General features: G+C 33.8%; 15 protein-coding genes. 7 read left to right on the forward strand and 8 right to left on the reverse strand.

Annotated elements, in window-relative coordinates; translation table 11 throughout:
- Nucleotides 1–98 precede the first annotated feature (98 nt).
- Nucleotides 99–1,802, forward strand: coding sequence for a DUF2207 domain-containing protein (locus K332_RS0106825; protein WP_026906793.1), 1,704 nt, complete (start codon nucleotides 99–101; stop codon nucleotides 1,800–1,802).
- A 212-nt stretch (nucleotides 1,803–2,014) separates the two neighbouring features.
- Here K332_RS0106825 and K332_RS0106830 read toward each other — a convergent pair whose 3' ends face one another.
- The 6 genes from K332_RS0106830 to K332_RS0106855 all read right to left on the reverse strand — a co-directional run bounded on the left by K332_RS0106830 (nucleotide 2,015) and on the right by K332_RS0106855 (nucleotide 6,941).
- Entirely contained in the window at nucleotides 2,015–2,353 is a 339-nt protein-coding gene (locus K332_RS0106830; RefSeq protein ID WP_026906794.1) for a hypothetical protein, read from the reverse strand.
- Nucleotides 2,350–3,987, reverse strand: a complete 1,638-nt coding sequence (locus K332_RS22045; protein ID WP_036688292.1) for a DUF6792 domain-containing protein — start codon at nucleotides 3,985–3,987, stop codon at nucleotides 2,350–2,352. The genes K332_RS0106830 and K332_RS22045 overlap by 4 nt, the downstream gene beginning before the upstream one ends.
- A gap of 15 nt (nucleotides 3,988–4,002) precedes the next feature.
- Entirely contained in the window at nucleotides 4,003–4,611 is a 609-nt protein-coding gene (locus tag K332_RS0106840) for a hypothetical protein (RefSeq protein ID WP_156914156.1), read from the reverse strand.
- Nucleotides 4,612–4,811: 200 nt separating this feature from the next.
- Nucleotides 4,812–5,498 (reverse strand): hypothetical protein, encoded by a 687-nt coding sequence (locus K332_RS23210; RefSeq protein WP_026906796.1) that lies wholly within the window; start codon nucleotides 5,496–5,498, stop codon nucleotides 4,812–4,814.
- Nucleotides 5,499–5,987: 489 nt separating this feature from the next.
- On the reverse strand, nucleotides 5,988–6,422 hold the full coding sequence (locus K332_RS0106850) for a GNAT family N-acetyltransferase (RefSeq protein ID WP_036688295.1): 435 nt from the start codon (nucleotides 6,420–6,422) through the stop codon (nucleotides 5,988–5,990).
- Nucleotides 6,423–6,473: 51 nt separating this feature from the next.
- On the reverse strand, nucleotides 6,474–6,941 hold the full coding sequence (locus tag K332_RS0106855; RefSeq protein WP_026906798.1) for a VanZ family protein: 468 nt from the start codon (nucleotides 6,939–6,941) through the stop codon (nucleotides 6,474–6,476).
- Nucleotides 6,942–7,150: 209 nt separating this feature from the next.
- Here K332_RS0106855 and K332_RS0106860 point away from each other — a divergent pair, with 209 nt between their 5' ends.
- The 5 genes from K332_RS0106860 to lanKC all read left to right on the forward strand — a co-directional run bounded on the left by K332_RS0106860 (nucleotide 7,151) and on the right by lanKC (nucleotide 17,530).
- Nucleotides 7,151–7,654: a DUF1697 domain-containing protein gene (locus K332_RS0106860; RefSeq protein WP_026906799.1), complete on the forward strand. Its 504-nt coding sequence runs from the start codon at nucleotides 7,151–7,153 to the stop codon at nucleotides 7,652–7,654.
- Nucleotides 7,655–7,864: 210 nt separating this feature from the next.
- Nucleotides 7,865–8,770, forward strand: coding sequence for a M23 family metallopeptidase (locus tag K332_RS0106865; protein WP_245604638.1), 906 nt, complete (start codon nucleotides 7,865–7,867; stop codon nucleotides 8,768–8,770).
- A gap of 220 nt (nucleotides 8,771–8,990) precedes the next feature.
- On the forward strand, nucleotides 8,991–9,782 hold the full coding sequence (locus K332_RS0106870) for an EcsC family protein (protein ID WP_026906801.1): 792 nt from the start codon (nucleotides 8,991–8,993) through the stop codon (nucleotides 9,780–9,782).
- 3,342 nt (nucleotides 9,783–13,124) lie between these two features.
- Nucleotides 13,125–14,867 carry an ABC transporter ATP-binding protein gene (locus tag K332_RS0106935; RefSeq protein ID WP_026906802.1) on the forward strand — a complete coding sequence of 581 codons (1,743 nt, stop codon included), beginning with the start codon at nucleotides 13,125–13,127 and terminating at the stop codon, nucleotides 14,865–14,867.
- 2 nt (nucleotides 14,868–14,869) lie between these two features.
- On the forward strand, nucleotides 14,870–17,530 hold the full coding sequence (gene lanKC / locus K332_RS0106940; RefSeq protein WP_026906803.1) for a class III lanthionine synthetase LanKC: 2,661 nt from the start codon (nucleotides 14,870–14,872) through the stop codon (nucleotides 17,528–17,530).
- Nucleotides 17,531–17,672: 142 nt separating this feature from the next.
- On the opposite strand, the gene K332_RS0106945 is transcribed toward lanKC, so the two are convergent.
- Complete coding sequence (locus K332_RS0106945) at nucleotides 17,673–19,289, reverse strand: ABC transporter ATP-binding protein (RefSeq protein WP_026906804.1); 1,617 nt, start codon at nucleotides 19,287–19,289, stop codon at nucleotides 17,673–17,675.
- A gap of 232 nt (nucleotides 19,290–19,521) precedes the next feature.
- Here K332_RS0106945 and K332_RS0106950 point away from each other — a divergent pair, with 232 nt between their 5' ends.
- Complete coding sequence (locus K332_RS0106950; RefSeq protein WP_026906805.1) at nucleotides 19,522–20,373, forward strand: helix-turn-helix domain-containing protein; 852 nt, start codon at nucleotides 19,522–19,524, stop codon at nucleotides 20,371–20,373.
- 748 nt (nucleotides 20,374–21,121) lie between these two features.
- Here the strand turns inward: K332_RS0106950 and K332_RS0106970 are convergent.
- Nucleotides 21,122–21,982, reverse strand: coding sequence for a helix-turn-helix domain-containing protein (locus tag K332_RS0106970; RefSeq protein ID WP_026906806.1), 861 nt, complete (start codon nucleotides 21,980–21,982; stop codon nucleotides 21,122–21,124).
- Nucleotides 21,983–21,997 lie beyond the last annotated feature (15 nt).

Raw genomic sequence — 21,997 nt, forward strand, 5'->3', positions numbered from 1 at the left:
TCTAGTTAAAGTGGGATAACAAACCTGACCTTCTGTCCCAGTTGAAACCTATTCCCTACATAAATCGTATAAGTACTACATGACTGGGGGACAGAAAAATGAAAAAATTATCTATATCTATTGTTGCCTTGCTTGCTTATATACTATTTCCAATCCATGCCCTAGCTGTTAAGTATGATATTGAAAAAACGGATATCCATGCTTACTTAGGGCCGGACGGGAATGTTCAGGTAGAGGAGATACACACGTATGCCTTTGAGGGTGACTTTAATGGGATTACTCGTACATTGATTGCGAAAGAAGGCACACAGATTCAGGATGTGAAAGCTACTGAAAATGGGACTGCATTGGATGTGGAACAGGAAGACAATTTATATAAAGTGTATCGCAGTGGTGCCGATGAAACAGTCACCATTCATTTGACCTATACCATTAAAGATGGGGTAGAGGTATATTCGGATATGGCACAATTTTACTGGCCATTTTTTGATCAAAATAATGAATCCGATTATAGTAACCTAGATATCTACATTCATCCACCTAAACCGACTGGAGATGTTGAATTCATTGGCTATGATAGTGCCTGGGATTCTGGTCAGGCAGACAATGACGGTGTTGTCCATTTTGCGATGGGGCATGTATCTGCTGGTCAACAAGGCGATGTCCGGGCAGCGTATGATTCAGCGCTATTTTCTGGAGCACCATCTGCGGGGGATACGTCCATTCGGGAAGACATTTTAGCGGATAAGGAAAAGAAAGAAGCTGAAATTGCGGCGTTTCAAAAGGATAAAGATATGTTTAATCGTATAGCACCTTTTGTTATCGGTGGATTTGTGTTTTATTTGCTTATCCTAATGATGGGACGTAATCTATATAAACGCAGGATTAAATCAGAGAATGAGCGCCAGTTTGTTGATGCCTTTTTCGTACCAAAAACAGGCTTGAGCATGCCAGCAACCATTCAGTATATGAACAATGGGGTGCTTGATACACGTGCCTTGACGGCAGCACTACTTGATTTGGTTCGCAATGGCTATGTGAAAGAAAAAGATGATGAGAAATTTATTGTAGTCAACAGGCAGACAGATCATATGCACGAACAAATGCTGATTGCTTGGTTATTTGACATGGTTGGCAAAAATGGAACATTCCGCCTGTCCGATCTTGAAACGTACACGAAAAATCAAAGCAATCATGAAAGCTATCGGAATAATTTCATGCAATGGCAGCAAAGTGTCAAACAGGAAGTGGAAGCAAAAGGGCTTTACGAAAAACGGAATAATAGACGAATTGCAGTTGGGTTTTCAAGTCTTATTATGCTCCCTTTCACCATTCTGTTTGGGGTGTATGAATTGTATGGCTGGATGATTGCTGCCTTTATCCTAGCAATTTCCGTGATTGTAATTGCTATTAGTGACAAACGAAAGACGGCTGAAGGGGCTTATATTAAAGAACAATGGGAAAGATTCGAAATGAAGTTTGCCGATTTGACCCCGACAGAATGGAGTGAATGGCTTGACGATGATCAGAAGCGTGCATTCATTTATGGACTCGGTCGAAACAATCAAGCCATTCAAAAGAAAAACAAAAGCCTTTTGGAACATGCGCCACAGTATGAACAGTTGAATCATGACTCAGGAGCAAATATGTTATTATTCCTAATGATCGCATCATCGGCACATATGCATTTTGACCAGGCTGAAGTCGCAGCGGCACCCGACATTTCAACTACCAGCAGCAGTGGAACACCTAGGGTGGGTGGTGGCATTGGTGGCGGCGGTGGCGGTTCTGGTGCGTTTTGATAATGGGCTAAATAGTAAAGGCCATGTATCCCTTTTCTTTTTAAAAAACCCCATCTTTTAGTAGTGCTTTTTTAGACTGATTTTCAGGGGCAGACCCTTTTACTCATGCGTAACAGCTAATTGGTAAGAGGAGAATAGTACGACAGCATCTATAGAAGGCGTTCAAAAAGGAAGCAAGTGAATACCTTTCTTGCTTCCTTTATTTATCCTTTTTATTTCTTTACTGCAGGAATTAATTCAGTTTCATACACATAGTCTTGATAGGATATATCGGATAATAAGTCCTCAAAATTAATGATCATTTGTCTAATCCGTTCTAGATTATCTGCATCGAGCACCTGAATTAGTTCAAGCTCCTTATCTGTTTTCTCGGAAAAGGCATTCCTAAACTCTCCGCTAAAACCACTTTCACTCACAGCCTTTGCTTGCCGAATGAAGGCTTGATTTATTGCTTCTATTGCTAATAAACCTTGTTCCATTTTTGTTTTTGCTGACTGTGCAATTTTATCAACTTCTCCAGGTGAAATCATTTGGGCAGTTCCTCTATTCATGATGAACCCCTTCTTTCTGAATAGGTATCAAATAGTAAAGCTATTCGCTTATCTTCACTAACTAGCTGCTTAATACCATCCTTATATTTATCTAAAAAATCTTCCTGTCTTGTTGTTTCTTGTTGGATTACATGGAGAATATCATCTGTATAAAAAGATATATTTCTTGGTAGGGTCGTTGGGATATCTTCGGTGAATCGGAAGTTTTTATAGTAAATATAATACTCTGCATCATGGGTGTATCGATCAAAAGAAGACAGATATGCATGAGGGGAGCTTTCGATGTCATTCATTTTTCCTTGGACTTTATTAATGATGTTATTGTACGCATCTGTCAAATACGTGTCATGTATATTCCTAATAAGATGCATATAACTTTTCTTTCCATCAAGAATGGAATAACCAGTTACATAGAATTGGTATGTTTTGTCGATATTTAGTTGGATTGTTTCTCCACTACCTCCTGAACTACCAATATAAATGATTTCTTCATTATCAACTATCGTCCGTCCTTCTAAAGCAGCCAAGTTTTCTATTAGTTTATCGATACTATGGCCACTTCCAATTCCACCATCTACATTCATTTCTTCAAAATCAGCGATGAGGTTATTAATATCTTTTTCTATTGAATTTTGTAAAAATGTTGGTAAAAGTTGAGATCGTATTGCAAGACCTGCATGTAGTATCATTTCAGGATAGGAAAGTCCTTCTTCGCTATTTGCGCGATAAAGGATATTCATAATATAGTAAGTGAAACCAGGGTATTTTTTTACTAAATCTACCATCTGTACATCTGATTTACTATCTAATACCACAACATTTTTTTCGTTGGTTAGACGATACTCAAATGGCAAATTTAGGGTTGTTAGAAGATCATCGTTATTTCGGTAGTAGGTTATTTTATTGCTAAGATGGCCATATTTTTCATCAAGTATAGCTATAAGTTCGGATTTGGGAATCTGATGAAGATCGCTTTGATGTTCTACCCGAATACCGTATTTCTTTTGAATCTTTTGTTTCATCTTGCTATCAGATAGAATAACATTGTAAATGTTCATTGGGGCATCATTATATACGTTTGCGTTTTCAAATAATTCATTCAAAAGGAGTAAACTTGTTTGAGCTTCCGCTCCACCCAAAGAGTGCCCATCAAGATGGTAGGTTGGTTCAATATCACTTTTTGTATTCTTTACTATTTCTTCTACCTTTCTGGTAAAATATTTGCTTTCTTCGGTAGATAATTGTTCGGAACCTAATAAAACAGTATAACCATCAGTATAAACATCTTCATTACCTTTAAAGACTATTTCTTTTAAGTTACTTGGATCTTTCTTATACTCTTTTAACGTCTCCAGTAAATTTAGTTCCGTTATTTTATTTGCATCCACTTCAGTACCTCTTTTGAAAAAATAGGCTTCGTTAATATTCTCGTCATGAAAATGAATAGCAGTACCATCAAAGCCAGAGATTTCGCCAATACCCAATTCATCCGATGTAATAATATCGAAGTTAGGCGGCAATTCTCCATATTCTTGGATATATAATTTTTCAATATCTTCTTTTGTAAGTCCCTTATATTCAACACTGGTTATCCTTGCCCTGATAAGGTCATTTAATAGAGGGTCTTTACTCAAGGTTATCACCTCATATTATTTGAATTTTATACTCTCCATCATTTTTGTACCTAATTTCTTTTCTGCTTCAAAATTAATAGAACATCCTAATGTATTACTATTAAAACATGTGTCTTCGAGTTCAAAAAAGATAGCTTGTTTCGAATTATTGTCAGAAATAAGTCCATATAAGTAGTAGTAGGTATCTACCATATCGTCTTCTTTATATTCATCAATATATTCTATGTAGTAAATTGTATTATCTTTTAGTTTCTCTTCGGTAAATTCAATATCATCAGGAGCGTTAAGTTTATCCCGAATCATGTCTAATCTAATGTCATCTACTGTACTAACATCAGGATGCAAAAATAATTTTACCCCCTGAATCATTTGGTTTTCCTTCGGAGATACTCCCATCTTATCTAAATATACATTTTCTGTATCTGGATCCCCACTGCCCGATGCTTTCTTTCTATAATAAGAACTTTTTTCTACAACATAATCCTCTGGAAACAAAATCGTATATTTCCCTGTCCCAGACTCAAATAAATGAAAACCATCCGGTGTATCGGCATCTTTCACTAGAAATTCAGCTGTAAAGTCATTTAGAAATGCAGGTGTAGTGGGTGTGTTAAATCTATTCACAACAAAAGCACCTCCTATAGCAAATATAATGATTACTAACACTATTGTAGATATTCGTAGTCCTCGGCTTGGCAATATATGCACCTCCAAATTTATTCTTCCTTCTTCTTTTGTAAGTCCCTTATTTACTACACTGGTTATCCTTACTCGAATAAAAATCATTTAATAAAGTTGCTTTCGTCAAGTTGATCACATCAATATCACTTAAAATCTACACTCTCCATCATTTTTAAACCCATTTTATGTTCTTCGACAAAATTAATAGGGCATTCTCTAGTATCACTATCCATACAAACATTTTTTTGCTCAACATGAAGAGCTTGTTTAGAATTGTTATCTACAATATACCCATACAAGTAATCATAGGTGTTCTTGCCACCATCTTCAGTTTCGTATTCATCTATATATTCTAGATAGTAAATAGTTTTGTCTTCCAATTCTTTCTTGGTAAAATCACTATCTTCTGGAGCTCCTAATTTGCTACGGATACCGTCTAACCTGGCATCGATAACTGAATTACCGTCTGGATTCAAAAACAAGTTAAAACTCTGTATCATTCTATTTTCTTTTGGTGATACACCATCCTTGCTAAGATAAACATTTTCCGTATCAGGAGATCCACTTCCAGAAGCTTTTTTTCTATAATAAGAACTTTCTGCTATAACATATTCCTCTGGAAATAAAATCGTATATTTCCCTGTCCCAGATTCAAATAAATGAAATCCATCTGGTGTCTCAGCATCTTTCACTAGAAATTCAGCTGTAAAGTCATTTAGAAATGCAGGTGTAGTGGGTGTATTCATTCTGTCCACAACAAAAGTACCTCCTACAGCAAATATAATGATTACTAACACTATTATAGATATTTGTAGACCACGGCTTGGCATATATACACCTCCAAATTGGATATACTCCCACTGACTATCTAATCGTATTCCAGTATCTACTGGTAAAACATTCATAATATTATTTTTCAGAATATAATACTCTTACGACCTTATGTATCGTTAGTGTTCAATAAAAATCTGTTTTAAGTAAAATGATTCTTTTGTCCTGTGGCATTCTGGTTCTTAAGTATCGCTCGGGCATCACTGGTACCCAGAGAATAGAAAATAGAGACTAAGGGCTGGTGGAAGTGACGTAATTTGTCTTAGTTCTGGTGTCTGTAGAAGAATAGGGGAGTTTGAAGGAATAGAATTTTCAGTTATTAAGGAAAGTGATTCTTATAAACCTGGGAAAACCACAAATTACTAATTAAATATCCAATCAATTAACATTATAAATAAGAACAAAAAAGCCTGAGGAAATTTAACCCACAAGCTTCTAACTGTCTAATAGTATGCTGATTTCTTTTTTTAAAACATCTTTAGCATAATCTATGTAAATCTCTTCGATTTAAAATAAATTACTTCGGGGTCGCCTTCATCCAAGTTCTCAATGACTCCACTTTTTACAAAATCATTCGCAATAAATACTTTTTGCATGTCTTTGTTAGATTGATTAGTTGATGAAAATACCTTTTTTGTAGGTGCTATCTGGACAAAATAATCTATTAAGGCTGTTGCATATCCTTTACGTCTTTTTGATGGGGATACCATTATTAATGATATAAAACTACAATCAAAGAAACTAGTATTATAAATTAAAAAGCCAACAATTTCATTTTTATCTTTTGCAATAATGCACCTATCTTCTTCAACAGAATTTGTTATATAGGATCTCCTGCTATCGTTGCCAATAATTTCCTTATCAACTGCAACAATGTTTTCAATATCATCTAACTTGGCTTTTATGACATTTTTTAATTCCAAATTCAAACTCACCCTTTGTTTAAGTACCCATTCTATTTTAAAAAATAATTATTATCCTAGTATTCTCTGCACAACTTTTAATCTCCAAATTCCAAAACCGATTAACGCACCAATCATATTTAGGATGAAATCATCGATATCAAAACTTCCTCTTCTTGAAATTAATTGTATGGTTTCAATCAGTAATAAAACGATAGTCATTAAAGCAATGAATGTCCGCACTTTATTTGCTTTGTTTATGAAAAATGGTAAATATATACCCATTGGTAAAAACATAAACAAATTACCAAATAGGTTTTTTATAGGAATATCGGCATTCATACTACCATCAAACATTGCTTGAATATATGTAATGATTGTCTTAAACGGAATGAAGTTGGAATTGAATCTTATCGTTTCTAACAAAGAAAGGCCTGTAGACCAAGTACTACCAGCTCTATTTAAGAATAATAGCATTGCCAATACAAATAAATAAACGATAAAACTCATACTAAAGATAACCTTTATTGCCTTTTTCACTCTTTTCCCTCACTTTTCTTTCCCAAACAATCCTGCTCTGTTGGAGAACACAATGTTCAAAATCTTTAACTATACTTTAACATAAAATCCAAACAGACCTTATCCTATTCTTCAAAAATTGCTAGTAAACTAACAATGTCATTTATTCAATTTACATTTATATGATTGAAAAGTTATAATAAACAAAATAATGTAGGAGGCAATTTGGTATGTCTTATGTTGCATTACTAAGAGGAATTAACTTAGGAAAAGTGAATAAAGTTGATATGAAGTCCTTAAGGTCTCTTTTTGAACAAATGGGTTTTCAAAACGTACGAAGTTACATACAAACTGGAAATATACTATTCGATAATTACAGCTGTGACGAACAACAAATTGAAGTACAGCTCAAACAAACCTATGGATTTGATATTCCTGTAACGATACGTACGAAGGAAGAATTAAATAAAGTCCAACAACATCCCTTATTCAACAAAGACCATGTATACATTGTATTTTTAAAACATTCCCTATCACATGAACAGTTCGAGCTCCTTCAAACTACCATTACGGATGAATTTGATGTACTAAATCAAAAAACAATTATTATCGATATTTCAGCTGGGCATTTTCATCAAACCAAATATAATAATGCCTTTTTTGAAAGAAAGCTTCAAATTCCCTCAACCCTTCGTAATCGCAATACGGTGGATAGAATTTTGTCGAAAATGTAGTTTATAAAAAATGGGTCAGCCCCCATAATTTTAAAAAGAAAGAGTAATAGATTTAATGCTCACTATTTTTGAGGAGGTTGTAGGAGAAGTAATTAATCAAGAGGAATGTTTCTTTATTAAAAATTTTGCCAAGAAATGCGAAACTAATTACCTATTGAGCCGTATAAGGAGTGGAGTATACGCTTTACATATTTGGAATAGGAGGAGGAGTTGGTATTGCTCTTGGCTCTGTTACAAATTGTATTATTTCAACTGGTGCTGCCTCTTTGTTTTCTTTTCTTATTGTGGAAAGAAAAGAATAGTAGTAAATTCGAATGGATATTCAAAGTGTTAGCGGTTGTTATGATTGTCGGTTGGATTTTTCAAACTGGACGATGGGATTGGTTCGGTTACTATTTCCGGTATATCATGATACTATTGTTGTTCGTTAGCCTTTTCTTTTCATGGAAAAAGGTAAAAGCCTTACCCTTTTATGTAAAACCAACGGGTAAACAAAAAGTAAACATTGGTATCTTTGCTTTGTTAACCATTATTTTTGGTTTCTATAACGGTGGTGCTCTATCTGGCTATGCTACACAACAGCAGGCAATTGAATTATCCTTCCCATTAAAGGATGGAACCTACTATGTTGGTCATGGCGGCAACCATACCCAGATCAATTATCATAACGCCTATGAGCCTCAACAATTTGCTCTAGATATCTTAAAGTTAAATAAACTGGGCATACGAGCAAAGGGTTTTTATCCTAAGGAATTAGACAAATACGCTATTTATGGGGATATTCTTTATAGTCCGTGTAATGGGGAAGTGCTTGAGTCTAGAAATCATCTTCCTGACATGAATCCTTCTGAAATGGATTCCGAACATCCTGAAGGGAATTATGTGGCTATATCTTGCGAAAATACGGATTCCGTTGTTTATATTGCGCATATGAAAAAGGATAGCGTAAAAGTGGTAGAAGGGGATAACGTTAAGGAAATGGACCCGATTGGCCTGGTTGGGAACTCTGGAAATAGCAGTGAACCCCATTTGCATATTCACGCTGAAAAAGATGGAATTGGTATTCCGATTAAATTTAACGATCAATTTTTACTTAGGAATAATTTGATAAGGTAAAGGGCTGACTAGGCGCATTCTCATCGTTGTAGTGTCCATTGACATTGCTTTAACGAAAAGGGATGTTGCCTTTTTATGTATTAGGGACATTAGTTCTAATCTATTTCTTTCAGCCTAATGTGAGGTCTTTTCCTTAGAAGGATTTTGTGAACGTCACGACAATAATAGTATACTAAAAGAAATTTACTATATATCTTCACACTTAAAGGAGCAATAATTCATGACGGAATCCAAAGAATGGTTAGAACAAGAACTAGCAACCATACATAAATGGGAAAAGGACCAAAGTGATTTGTGGTTTTGGGAAAGGCTAGGTCGACTACCTTTTAAACTGTTAGATAAATTTACACCTGCTTTTATTCAAAAAAAGATGAGTGAGATGCTTGATGAAATGGGGAAATATATCCAATCAGGAGGCAGTTATTTAAGTTCAGTTTCCAAAGTAACCGAATATTATCCTGGTAAGAATGTGGAAACATTGGACGATGTGAGGCAATTATCTATTGTAGAAATGGACGAGACCTCAGAGAGTTTATCGAAAAATAGAAAGAGAATTGCTACTGCGCAGGGGGCCAGTACTGGAGTCGGTGGGATCTTCACTTTGGCCATTGATATCCCGTTACTGTTAGGGTTACAACTAAAAACCTTGCAGGATATTGCCATTTGCTACGGCTATGACCCAGGGGAACAAAAAGAGCGATTATTTATTGTAAAAGTATTGCAATTTGTCTCTTCAGATTATGTTGGCAAACAGGCAATCTTGGCGACATTATCAAAGATTGATAATCCAGATGAGGATACGGAACGATTCGTCATGTCAGAACTTCAGGGGTGGAGAGAGGTGTTCTTTACCTTCCGTGATCAGTTTGGGTGGAAGAAGCTGTTTCAAATGATTCCGATTGCTGGGCTGTTAATTGGTGCTTTTACAAATCGTTCTGCTGTTAAGGATATTGCTGAAGCGGGGAGAATGTTGTACCGGAAGCGGAAGATTAGTGAGAGGTTAACAAATTAATTATCTAAATAGTTTACTTATCCTGTGTATATATTGAAATGTCAATCTGTTGGTCCCTTCTAGTTTTGGAAGGGATTTTTTTTGCAGATAATTAAAAGAAAAGCGTTAACCTTTCTAAGATTACCTCAACATTATGGAGTATTTATTGGAATAACCCTGATTGTTTGATTTATCTCCCATATCCTCGTACAATCGTAGCCCCCTCGAATTCCTTTCATTTTGGTACCCACAATAAGTCTACCCCGCAAATAAAGTTTTTCTTCACAAAGCATATATCTTCGCCTGCTTCTTTATCCTTTCCTTTTCTGAATATCTAGCTGAAAAAGTTTCATATGCGAAACTAATAAACAGTTAACAGAAAAAATTTATAAAAAATTGTGATTTTATTATTTTGAAAAAAAGAGCTAGTAAACAAGTGTTTAAAGTGTCTGTTGTCTTAAAAATAAATGGTTGTTAGTTAGCTATTGCAGAATGCCACATTGTACCAAAAAAATGATGAAACATTAGAAAATAGCATATACCCCTTTACACATAGAAAAAATGGAAAGGATCTTTGGGAAATTTCTCGAAAACGAGTGATTTACTTAATGTAGAAAGGGTAGAAAATTAATTACAAAATGAAGGATATAAAGGTCCGATTCTCTTTAGACATGATGGAATAAATTGGGTCTATTCGGACATTTATCATCTAAAATTCTTTTTAAAGAACCGTGATTTATTGAGCGTTTCTTATATGAAACATTTTTTAAGTTTTCATTTATCCTAGCCTAAACTGTAACTAACAGCACAGGAGGCTGTAACAAACTTAACAACCAGAAACTTTGAAAGCACAAAATTACAATCAAGCTGCTAAGTGATGAACATACTAAAGCTACATATCAAAGAAAAATGTCATTCGATGCTACTACTTAAACTCAACAGCAATCATTTGATGATTACAAAAAAATTAAAGGAGGTGCTACTATGAAAATTTTAGACTTGCAAAAATTAGATCCTAGCGAAATTGTTAATCCGAATGGACCGATTTTCACTTGGAAGTGTGCTGATGTACCTGAAAGGTAATACAACAAAATTTTGCTTATTATTTTTTTCTGAAAATTTATAATGACGAAACTTTGACTTAGTAAAGATTAAAAGCTGCAAATTAGTAAATATGAAAGGTGGTGAAACAAATGAATTCCGTACTTAACTTACAAGGTGTAAATCAAACAATGGTAGATCCAGCGGGTATTATCATAAATAGTCTTTTAAGCTGGGGATGTGACCCTCGACAAGTTCGATAAAAGACTTTTAACTCAAGTTTTTCGATTAAGACATAAAAAATATATCTTGACTCATTGAAGAGAAAAGCTGCAAATTAGTAACCCATGAAAGGTGGTGGAATAAATGAATTCTGTACTTAACTTACAAGGTGTAGATCAAACAGTGGTAGATCCAGCGGGTATTGTCATAAATAGTCTTTTAAGCTGGGGATGTGATCCTCGAGAAGTTGTTCGATAAGAGACTTTTAACTAAAGTATCGTTTAAGGCATAAATAATATATCTTGACTCATTGTAGGGAAAAGCAGCAATTTAGTAATCCATGAAAGGTGGTGGGACAAATGACTTCAGTACTTAACTTACAAGATGTGGATCAAACAGTAGTTGAACCAACAGGTGGTTTTAATAGCTTGCTAAGCCTAGGTTGTGGTGGGGATACCCAAATTCGCTAATTGTCTATTACACAATGAAAGATAATTAAGTTCATAGAACGAGCTACCAGTAAAAAAACATAGAAAGGAGGAAAACAAATGACTTCAGTACTTAACTTACAAGATGTGGATCAAACAGTAGTTGAACCAACAGGTGGTTTTAATAGCTTGCTAAGCCTAGGTTGTGGTGGGGATACCCAAATTCGCTAATTGTCTATTACACAATGAAAGATAATTAAGTTCATAGAACGAGCTACCAGTAAAAAAACATAGAAAGGAGGAAAACAAATGACTTCAGTACTTAACTTACAAGATGTGGATCAAACAGTAGTTGAACCAACAGGAACATTTAATAGTCTACTAAGCCTGGGTTGTGGTGGGGATAGCCAAATTCGCTAATAGTGAATTATATGATAGCGGGTATGATTTCCAAAAAAATAAACAAAGAAAGGAGGAAAACAAATGACTTCAGTACTTAAATTACAAGATGTGGATCAAACAGTGGTTGAGCCAACAGGAGGTTTTAATAGTTTACTAAGCCTAGGTTGTGGTGGGGATAGCCAAGTTCGCTAATAGTGTATTAAGTGATAGAGGGTATGATTTTCAGAGAAATTAACATAGAAAGGAGGAAAACAAATGACTTCAGTACTTAAATTACAAGATGTGGATCAAACAGTGGTTGAGCCAACAGGAGGTTTTAATAGTTTACTAAGCCTAGGTTGTGGTGGGGATAGCCAAGTTCGCTAATAGTGTATTAAGTGATAGAGGGTATGATTTTCAGAGAAATTAACATAGAAAGGAGGAGAACAAATGACTTCAGTACTTAATTTACAAGGTGTAGATCAAACAGTGGTTGAACCAACAGGAACATTTAATAGTTTACTAAGCCTAGGTTGTGGCGGAGATAGCCAAATTCGCTAATAGTGAATTAATCAATAGGGGATATGAATTCCCCAAAAAAATAAGTGGAAACATAGAAAGGTGGAGAACAGATGACTTCAGTACTTAATTTACAAGATGTAGATCAAACAGTGGTAGAACCAACAGGTGGTTTTAATAGTTTGCTAAGCCTAGGTTGTGGTGGCGATAGCCAAATTCGCTAATAGTGAATTAAACGATAGAGGGTATGATTTTTAGGGAATTTTACATAGAAAGGAGGAGAACAAATGACTTCAGTACTTAATTTACAAGGTGTAGATGAAACAGTAGTTGAACCAACAGGAACATTTAATAGTTTACTAAGCCTAGGTTGTGGTGGAGATAACCAAATTCGCTAGTTGTCTATTAAGCGAAAAGGAATATAGTTTCGGAGAATTTTAGAAAGGAGGAAACAAATGACTTCCGTACTGAATTTACAAGATGTAGACCAAACAGTAGTTGAGCCAACAGGAACATTTAATAGTTTATGGAGCCTAGGTTGTGGTGGAAATAGCGAAGTGCGCTAGTTGGAACTTAGCCTGATGATCAAGTAAATTACTTCTAAGTATAATTCAAAAAAAGATAGGAACTTGAGAGTGGGAATACTATGAATCCTGATCAACTAATCAACATGAAATTTTGATTCAGAGATTGCCACTCTATATTTTCCTTTCTTATTATCCATATTTAGATATATTTTATTAGGTATACACGATACCGAAAGGAGGATTTCATGGCCAAGTATTTTTTAAAACATAAGATTTTGTTATCTACAAGTATATTGTTTAAATTAGTATTTTCTTTAATGCAAGTTTACATTGCAATTGTTTTGCAAGAATTAACGGATTATATTGTTAATCAGGATATGGAAGGGTTTAAGAGTTACTTGATTATGGCGAGTTTATATTTTTCGACCTTCGGAATTGTTGTATACCTTAATCATGTAACAATAGCATATTTTATTAAACGAACGATAGCCGATTATAAGAATGATGTGTTTAACGGAATCCTATCAAAGGACTACGAAAATTATTATGTTCTTAACAATGGCGAATACATATCTAATTTAACAAATGATATTAATATTATTGAAAGTAACTATATGATGTCCATCTTGCAACTTATTGGTGACGTCGCTATCTTTATCTTAACTGTCATTGTGTTACTATACATTAATCCATATGTCACGATTACACTGTTAGTCTCTGGGATTTTATTATTTTTAATACCAACTATCTTTGGAAAACCGCTTCGTAAACGACAGAATATGGTATCGGAGAAGTTCTCAAATTATACATCATTATTAAAAAATCTACTAAGTGGCTTTTCTACCATTAAGTCATACAATTTGGAAAGTAAGTCCTACAGGGAGTTTGAGGAAATAAATACTACACTTGAGGATGTCAAACTTAAATCACTTCGACTTCAATCTATCTTTTATGGGGTTTCCATGACTTTAGGTATATTGACACTAGTGATAGGAATAATTATTTCGGGTTATTTCGTTATTATTGGTACTTTAACTGCTGGAAGCTTAGTAGCTGTAATTCACCTAAGCAATAATGTGACCAATCCAATTCAATCGATTGTTGCTAGAATTACGCAAATAAAAAGCTCAAAAGAAATTAACAAAAAGCTTAGTAAACTGATGGCTAATACAAATGGTGATGACATAGAATTAGAGGAATATGAATCTGAAAAGTGCCTTCAAACCGCAATAGCTTACCACAATGTCTCTTTTTCATATGATGGAAAAAGGGATACGATAAGTGACTTCTCCTATCAATTCAAAAAGGGTAGAAAGTACGCCATTGTAGGGAAAAGTGGTTCTGGAAAATCCACCCTCTTTAAACTATTGGTAGGATTTCTAAAAAAATATTCTGGAAGTATTCATGTTGATAAAAAAGAGATTAAAGGATTAGATTCAAGCCTTGTCTGTAGGGACATAGCGATGGTCGAACAAGATGTGTTTATGTTTAACAAAAGTATAAAAGAAAATATTATATTGGATCATCCTTTTGACGAAAAACATTTTCATTATGTATTAAAAGTAACTGGTTTAGATGGAGTTATATGTGGATTCCAGCAGGGAGTGGAAACCATCCTTCAAGAGGAATCAAAAAATATATCTGGCGGCCAGAAACAGCGGATAGGAATTGCAAGAGCATTATACCAAAGAAAAAATGTTCTATTACTTGATGAGGGTGCTTCCGCTTTAGATTCTGAAAGCTCCCTAAGATTACAGGAAGACCTGTTAACAAACAAGGAACTAACCATAATTAGTATCACACATGGGTTAAATGAAAGACTCTTATCCTATTATGATGAAATCCTTGTAATAGAAGATGGAAGACTGATTGAATCAGGGGATTTTCATTCCTTGATATTAAGAAAATCTTACTTTTACGAGTTATTTACAAAAGACAAAGAGACTGTTTCATTCAATAATTTAACTATAAATTTAGGTGGTGCTTAATTATGGAAACGAACCTTTATAGCTTAATAATGAAAAAAGATTATCATGCCTCAATCAATGACTATAAGAATAGTGATGAGTATATCAAAATAGTGGAAGAAAAAATCAATGAAAAATGGTCACTCTATCGGAATGCAGTATACTTTAATAGTAGGAATAACGATCAAGTGGTACCTGAGCAAGGGTGGAAAATCCATGTTTCCGCTACGTTATCTAATGCAAGGGCAATCATTGATATTGTTTCCGATATTTGTATCAAAAACACTACATCATTTAAGTTTATGCTAGATAGCGGCATACTCAGTTTTTCTTCAGATAAAAATTATCCTCGAGGCTCATCAGGAAAATTTATTACTATTTATCCTTCTGATGTTTCTTCCTTTAAGTTACTGATGAATGAACTTTACGAGGCCTTAAAAGGATTCGAAGGACCTTATATATTAAGTGATAAAAGGTTCAAAGCTGATTGTAAGGTACTCTATTATCGATATGGTGGAATTAAAGGAAATTATATTTTAAAGCATGATGGTAATAGGTCTTATATATTGAAATCTCCTAATAATAGGTATCAAGTCGATTCTAGAAAACCTATTTTTGCACTTCCTGATTGGGTTGAGGATCCTTTTCCAAATGAAAATGAGGAGGAGAAAGCAGTGCCTTCTTTAAAAAATGGTAGGTATACGATTTTAGAGTCCTTTTCTTTCAATAATTCTGGAGGAATATACTTAGCATTTGATAAGGAAAGAAATGAAAAAGTAGTGATTAAAGAGGCAAGGCCATACACACTTCAGAGGAAATTTGGCAAATTTGATGCACGAAATATAAAACAGAAAGAGCTAAATATCCTAACGTTACTAGAGGGTGAAGATATTTCCCCACAGGTAATCGACTCATTTTATGAGTGGGAACATTACTTTATCGTTGTAAGTTTCATCGAGGGAAAATTACTAAGGGAATATATTGTAGAACGTGCTGTATTTTCAAATCCTAATTTGCCCGAGAAGGATACCAATGTATTCTTAAACAAATTAGAAATTATATGGAGAAATATCATTAATAATCTATCCATTCTTCATAAGAAGAATATCTATTTTTGTGACTTTCATTTAGGGAATTTTATTATCACAGATGATTTAAATGTTATCTTTATCGATTTGGATGGTGCAGTAGAAATTGGTGATACCAGTTCCAATATCATGTACTCTAAAGGATATATTGATCCGTTATTCTTAGAAAACAAAACCTATTCACTAAAGACGGAGCTTTATGGTCTAGGTAGTTTATTATTTAGCACACTATCAACGTACAATAATGTATTAGACTTACATCCTGGTTTTGTTAATGAGTTTCTTGGGAAAATGCAAAAGGAAATTAATCTTCCATATAAGTACATTCATATTATTCAATCTTTAATGAATGACAATCCAGAGGAACGTATGAATTTAGATGAGGTACTACGAAATCTCAATGATGAAGGTGATAGAAACATAATACTTTCAAACAGGATGTCCACTAGTAATCATCTATTATCTTCCGAAGATAATATTAAACATGTCATTAAGGATATTACTAGATATATCACTACTACAGCAAATAAAGAAAATAATGATTACTTGTTTTATACAGATCCTAAGATAGTAAATCCCTTGAATGTTGAGAATGGAGCACTAGGTGTTTTGTATGCTTTAAATAAAATTAATGGCAATAATGGAAACGAATATATGGATTGGATAAAGAAACAAGAGGTATCGATAGAATCATATGCCCCAAGTCTCTATTTAGGTTTATCTGGGATTGGCTGGGTATTACATCAATTAGGAGAAGAGGAATACGCATATCATATTATGAATCTAGCTAACTCGCATCCGCTAAAACATGATTCTAATGATATCTATACCGGGACAGCTGGAATAGGATTAACTAATCTATTCTTCTGGAAAGAGACAAACAACCAAACCTATTTAGATGAAGCAGTTAAAGCTGGTAATCACTTATTAGAATCCGCACATGTAACAGATAACAATACAATGTTCTGGTCTAATCCAGATGGGCTTACATACATCGGTCACGCAAAAGGGGCCAGTGGTATCGCTGTATTCTTCATGTATTTATATAAAATTACAAAGGATACCAACTATTTAATTGCATCGAAAAGGGCGTTGGAACACGATCTTTCCTATGCGATAGATAAATCAAGTTTTATTTCTTTTCCTGCTAAAACTGAAGGAGGTATAAGTCACTCTCCATATTGGTTAGCTGGTTCTGCTGGTGTTGCGGCAGCATTAATGAGATACCAATCGATAACGAAGGAAAATGAATATGATCCTATCATTAAAAATATTCTAAATGACTCAAGAAGAATATATACACTGTTTCCTGGTTTATTTAATGGATTAGCAGGTTTAGGAAATGTGCTTTTGGATGCAGAACAATTTCTTGCGGAAAAAGACGTTTATAGAGGATACGCGCTTAAAGTCGCTGATTCATTGAATATGTTTTTGATGAAAAAGAAGGATGGTCTAGCTTTTCCAGGGGACTATTTACATGTAATAAATAATGATTTTGGTTCAGGTGCAAGTGGGATTGCTTTATTTTTAAATAGGCTCGTTAATCAGGAAAATAATTTCAATTTTTATTTGGATGACATATTACAAGATTCATAATGCTGGAGTTGGGAGATGTTCTTGCCACCCTACCATATTATCATCCGCTTTATCCATAGAATAGAAAAACTCGCATTCCCTTATAGAAAGGAATGCGAGTTTTTCTATACGCTTGAAACGATTTTTACTAATGGAACAATATCTAGTCTTGCTCTATTTCATTCGTTGCACTATCTATAGAAGGTAATTGATAAACATGATCAAACAGTTCATAATCTGCAGAATCTAGTCGGTGGGTAACCATGACAACGGTTAAGGTAGGATCATTTCGTAACATGTCTTCTATAAGTTGTGCAGATTTTTTATCTAATGATGATGTACCTTCATCGATTAATAGTACTTGTTTTTCCTGGATAAAGCTTCTGGCGAGGGCAATTCTTTGTCTCTGTCCACCGGAGAGATTTCTACCATTTTCATCCATAACACTGTCTACATCATTTACAAAATTAACCTGCGCTTTTTCCAAACTTGCAGCAATTTGTTCATCGGAATATTCATCCCAAAGTGTTATATTATTTCGAATGCTATCTTGGAAAATATATACACTTTGATCCACATATTGGATGAATGTGGTTAAATCATTCAGATTCAGTTCTTTTATATGGTAATCATTAATGAATACTTCGCCATCAAAGTTTTTTATCTGTCCAGAAATAATTTTAAGTAAGGTACTTTTTCCGGAACCACTTTCACCAATAACGGCATACTTTCCACCCTTTTTAAAGGACATACTCACATTATGCAATACTTCTTTGTTGTCATAAGAGTAGGAAACATTTTTTAATTCTATCTGATTAACCGATTGTAACTGGTTTGTTTGCATGTTACTTTCTCTAATTTTGGAGAAATCGTTTATTTTTTCAAAAATGGCATGTGCAGATTTTATTTGCATTTTTTGCCTGCTTAATTGTGCTAAAGAATTAAAAATGGTAGAAGCTAGATTACCAGTTGTACTAATTGCACCAAATGTAACTTGCTTGAAGATGACAAGGATTCCAGTAGCAACATCAATCAGCATTTGACAAAAAATATTAAGAAGACCAATACTATTTGTTAAAACGGCATTCGCTTTTGCATAATTTACCTTTTCGTTGGAATAATCAGTACTTATATCAAGAAATTTTGCTCTAAACTGATACCTTTTTTTGGCGAAATATAGAACATCAAATCCACCAATAAAATCTTTTGTTTTGCTAGTTAATCTTTCATTTGCTTTTGAAAGCTTCATCGTAGCTTTTTTGATGTATTTAGTAAATGTATTTGGTGCAAATAACATAATTAAAGATAGAACAATTGTTAATATGAGTAGAACGGAATGGTAATTGACTAGTGCAATCGAAGCTAAAATAATACTAAACAAACTAGATATATAGGCATAGACATTTTTAAATCCAACGGTTTCTATTGTATTTAGATCATTCGTCATCCAAGAAATATATTGTCCATCTCCTAATTTGTGAAACGCTTGATAATTCACATATTCTAAGTCACTGGCAAATTCAACGCGAATTTGTGTACACATTCTCTGAATAATTTTTTGTTCGTATATGGTTTCAATATAATTTAATGCTAACATCACGATCCAGACAACTAAATCAATTAATATCCATTTGATGAATGCAGTTAGATCACCAGCCAATATGGCATTCGTTGCAAACGTAAGAATGACTGCGGTTAATACACTTAGTAGAGAAATAACAAATAGCATGATGATAATCACTATATTTCCGTAAATTTCTTTATACATATATTTTTTCATTCATAGTCTCCCTTTTCTTCATTTTTTATTACTTCTTCTTTGCCAAGTTTGATATAAGTTAAGGCGTTCTATTTATTGTTTGTAGTGTTTATTAAATAGACGGTTTACTGATGGATTGGTGCTCATATTGCTTCCTCCTATTATTGGACTGTTTAATTTTCTATGTATTTATTGTATATTGATACGTAACATATACTGAAAGTTTCTCATAAACGGGAAGGGGGGTGGCTGTATGGGTATATATGGAGGATTGTTTCGGGAAATCAGAATGAGTCGAGGGTTATCTATTCAAGACTTAGCTGATGATTTTGTTTCAAAATCAACTATTTCGAGATTTGAACGAATGGAGGCAGATATTACATTTGAGAAGTTAGTTCATCTTTTAGATAAGTTAAAAGTATCCATGCAAGAGTTTGTCTACTTATCTACCAAAAAACAAAGAAACAGGTCTTCTTTAGAATTACTATCTAAAGCATTAATTGAAAATAACACAACGTTACTGCACCAATTAGTAGAGAAAGAATGGCAAAAATACAGAGAAACATCGGATATGTATACCCGGCTGGTCGCAATTGTTCTAGAATACCATGATAAAAATCTTCAGGGGGAGGATATGAAAAATGGTGAGGACCCAGCCTTTTTAATTGATTACCTTTTTAAGTGTGAAATGTGGACACAATTCGATATGGTTATTTTTGCGAATGCGATGGCATTCATTCCTTTTGAAACATCCATTACGATTTCGAAGGATTTGGCTAAGAAAACGGAGAGATTTCATAGTAACCGACAAAGCTTTGAAACGATTATTAATACGCTTGAAAATATGGCAATGGTTTGTTTGACGGGAAATCGATTACACGATGCAAAAATGTTTATCACGATAATCGAAGAACTGGATATGGATGAAACATACTTTCTGGAAAGAGTCATTTTAAAGTTTATTAAGGGATTGTACGGTATTAAAATTGGGGAAAGAAATCAAGGCGAAAAAGAAGCAAAAGAGGCATTAGCTGTAATGAATTTGGCGGGTTCTTTTCAATTTGAACGTATATTTGGTGATTACTTAAAACAGATATTGAAATAAGCCCGAGATTTTTCACTGTTACTTGGGATTGGAAGTTAAAGAGGGTTGACTATATTCAACCCTCTGCTAACTTTTATTTGATTAATAGTTCTCTAATAGAACTTATTCATGTAATAGTACACTTCCAAGTGATGATAAAGTTGTCTGGGTGTACCAAGTATATTATTATCAATACCTTGAAATTCTATATAATTCACAGGTAGCACCTCCTACTCTAATCTTGATTATGTAATAAGAAGTGAAAGTTTAATTTGTTTTTTACTTTTCCGGCACATCAGGACATTTCCAAGTAAAGATGGGTCCATTCGGGTTAATAAGCTCGCTGGGATCTAATTTTTGTAGGTCTAAAAGTTTCATGGTAGCACCTCCTACTCTAATTTTTGTGATGTAAAATGAAGTGAAAGTTTAATTTGTTATATTACTTTTCTGGCACATCAGGACATTTCCAAGTAAAGATGGGTCCGTTCGGGTTAATAAGTTCGCTTGGATCTAATTTTTGTAGGTCTAAAAGTTTCATAATAGCACCTCCTTAATCTTAGTATTTGTATGAAAGATAAGCTAGTAAGTGGCAATGCAATAACTGACTTCTACCTATTAACTAACAAAACTTTTTTTGTTTGCTTAAAGTATTTTGTTACTCCAACAGTTCGAAACTGTTTTGGTTTGTTACCTCTTGCCGAACTGTTATTTAGATTATAACTGAGGTTTTCTTGAGACCTAAAAAATGTTTCATATAAGAAACACAATATTATAAGAAATTTTTTAAAAATCCTTCAAACTTTATTCGATAGGTAATTGCACCAATCGATTCCATGATGTCTAGGGAATATTGTACTTTCTTAAATCCCTCATTTGTTTTCGTTCCTTCATTTTTTAAATGTTCATATAATCCTTCAACATATAGTAAGATTACACGTTCTAGGAAAAAGTTTTCTGGGATCTTTTCGTTTTTTAAGTGAGTGAGGAAATATAGGCCATTTTTTAAATTTCTTTGTTCTAGGCATAATAAGATGGTATTGATGAGTAGGTTTATAATTAGGGCAAGGTTACTTTCTGCATGTTTAAATATAAATGTTTTCTTTACTAATTCCTTTGACAAAATGACAATTTGCTCATATGGAAGCATGGACATTGTATTACCATATAAGACTAATTCATAGTTACCCCAGTTTTCACTATTGAAGAAAAAGTTTGTAAGATAATTAATATCCTCTTCTAAATTCTCGCCTCCTGTTAGATCATTTTTTAAAGCTTGGATCATAATGTAATTCAATTTATATTGTGTCGTGCCTGTCCTTTTCCATAGTTCTTGCTGATCTTGCATCAATCTATTCAGTATTAATACACTTTCATTTTGATATGCTCCTGTTACATCACTAATTAGCTTCTTAAACTCATCCAGTTCATATTCATTGGCTATAAGCATGAATTCAGAAAATGAAACATGTAATTTACTAATTAAATGAATAAATCTTGATAAAGAAATATCAGCTTGATTTCTTTCAAATTTTGAAAGCATAGATTTTGAAATTTCTTCATCTGCCAGCATATCGAGAGTCACCTGTTTACTTTCTCTTATTTCTCTAATAACAGAACCGTAAAATTTCAATTCTTTATCCTCCTA

The organism is Paucisalibacillus globulus DSM 18846, from assembly GCF_000482485.1.
GTDB lineage: Bacteria > Bacillota > Bacilli > Bacillales > Amphibacillaceae > Ornithinibacillus > Ornithinibacillus globulus.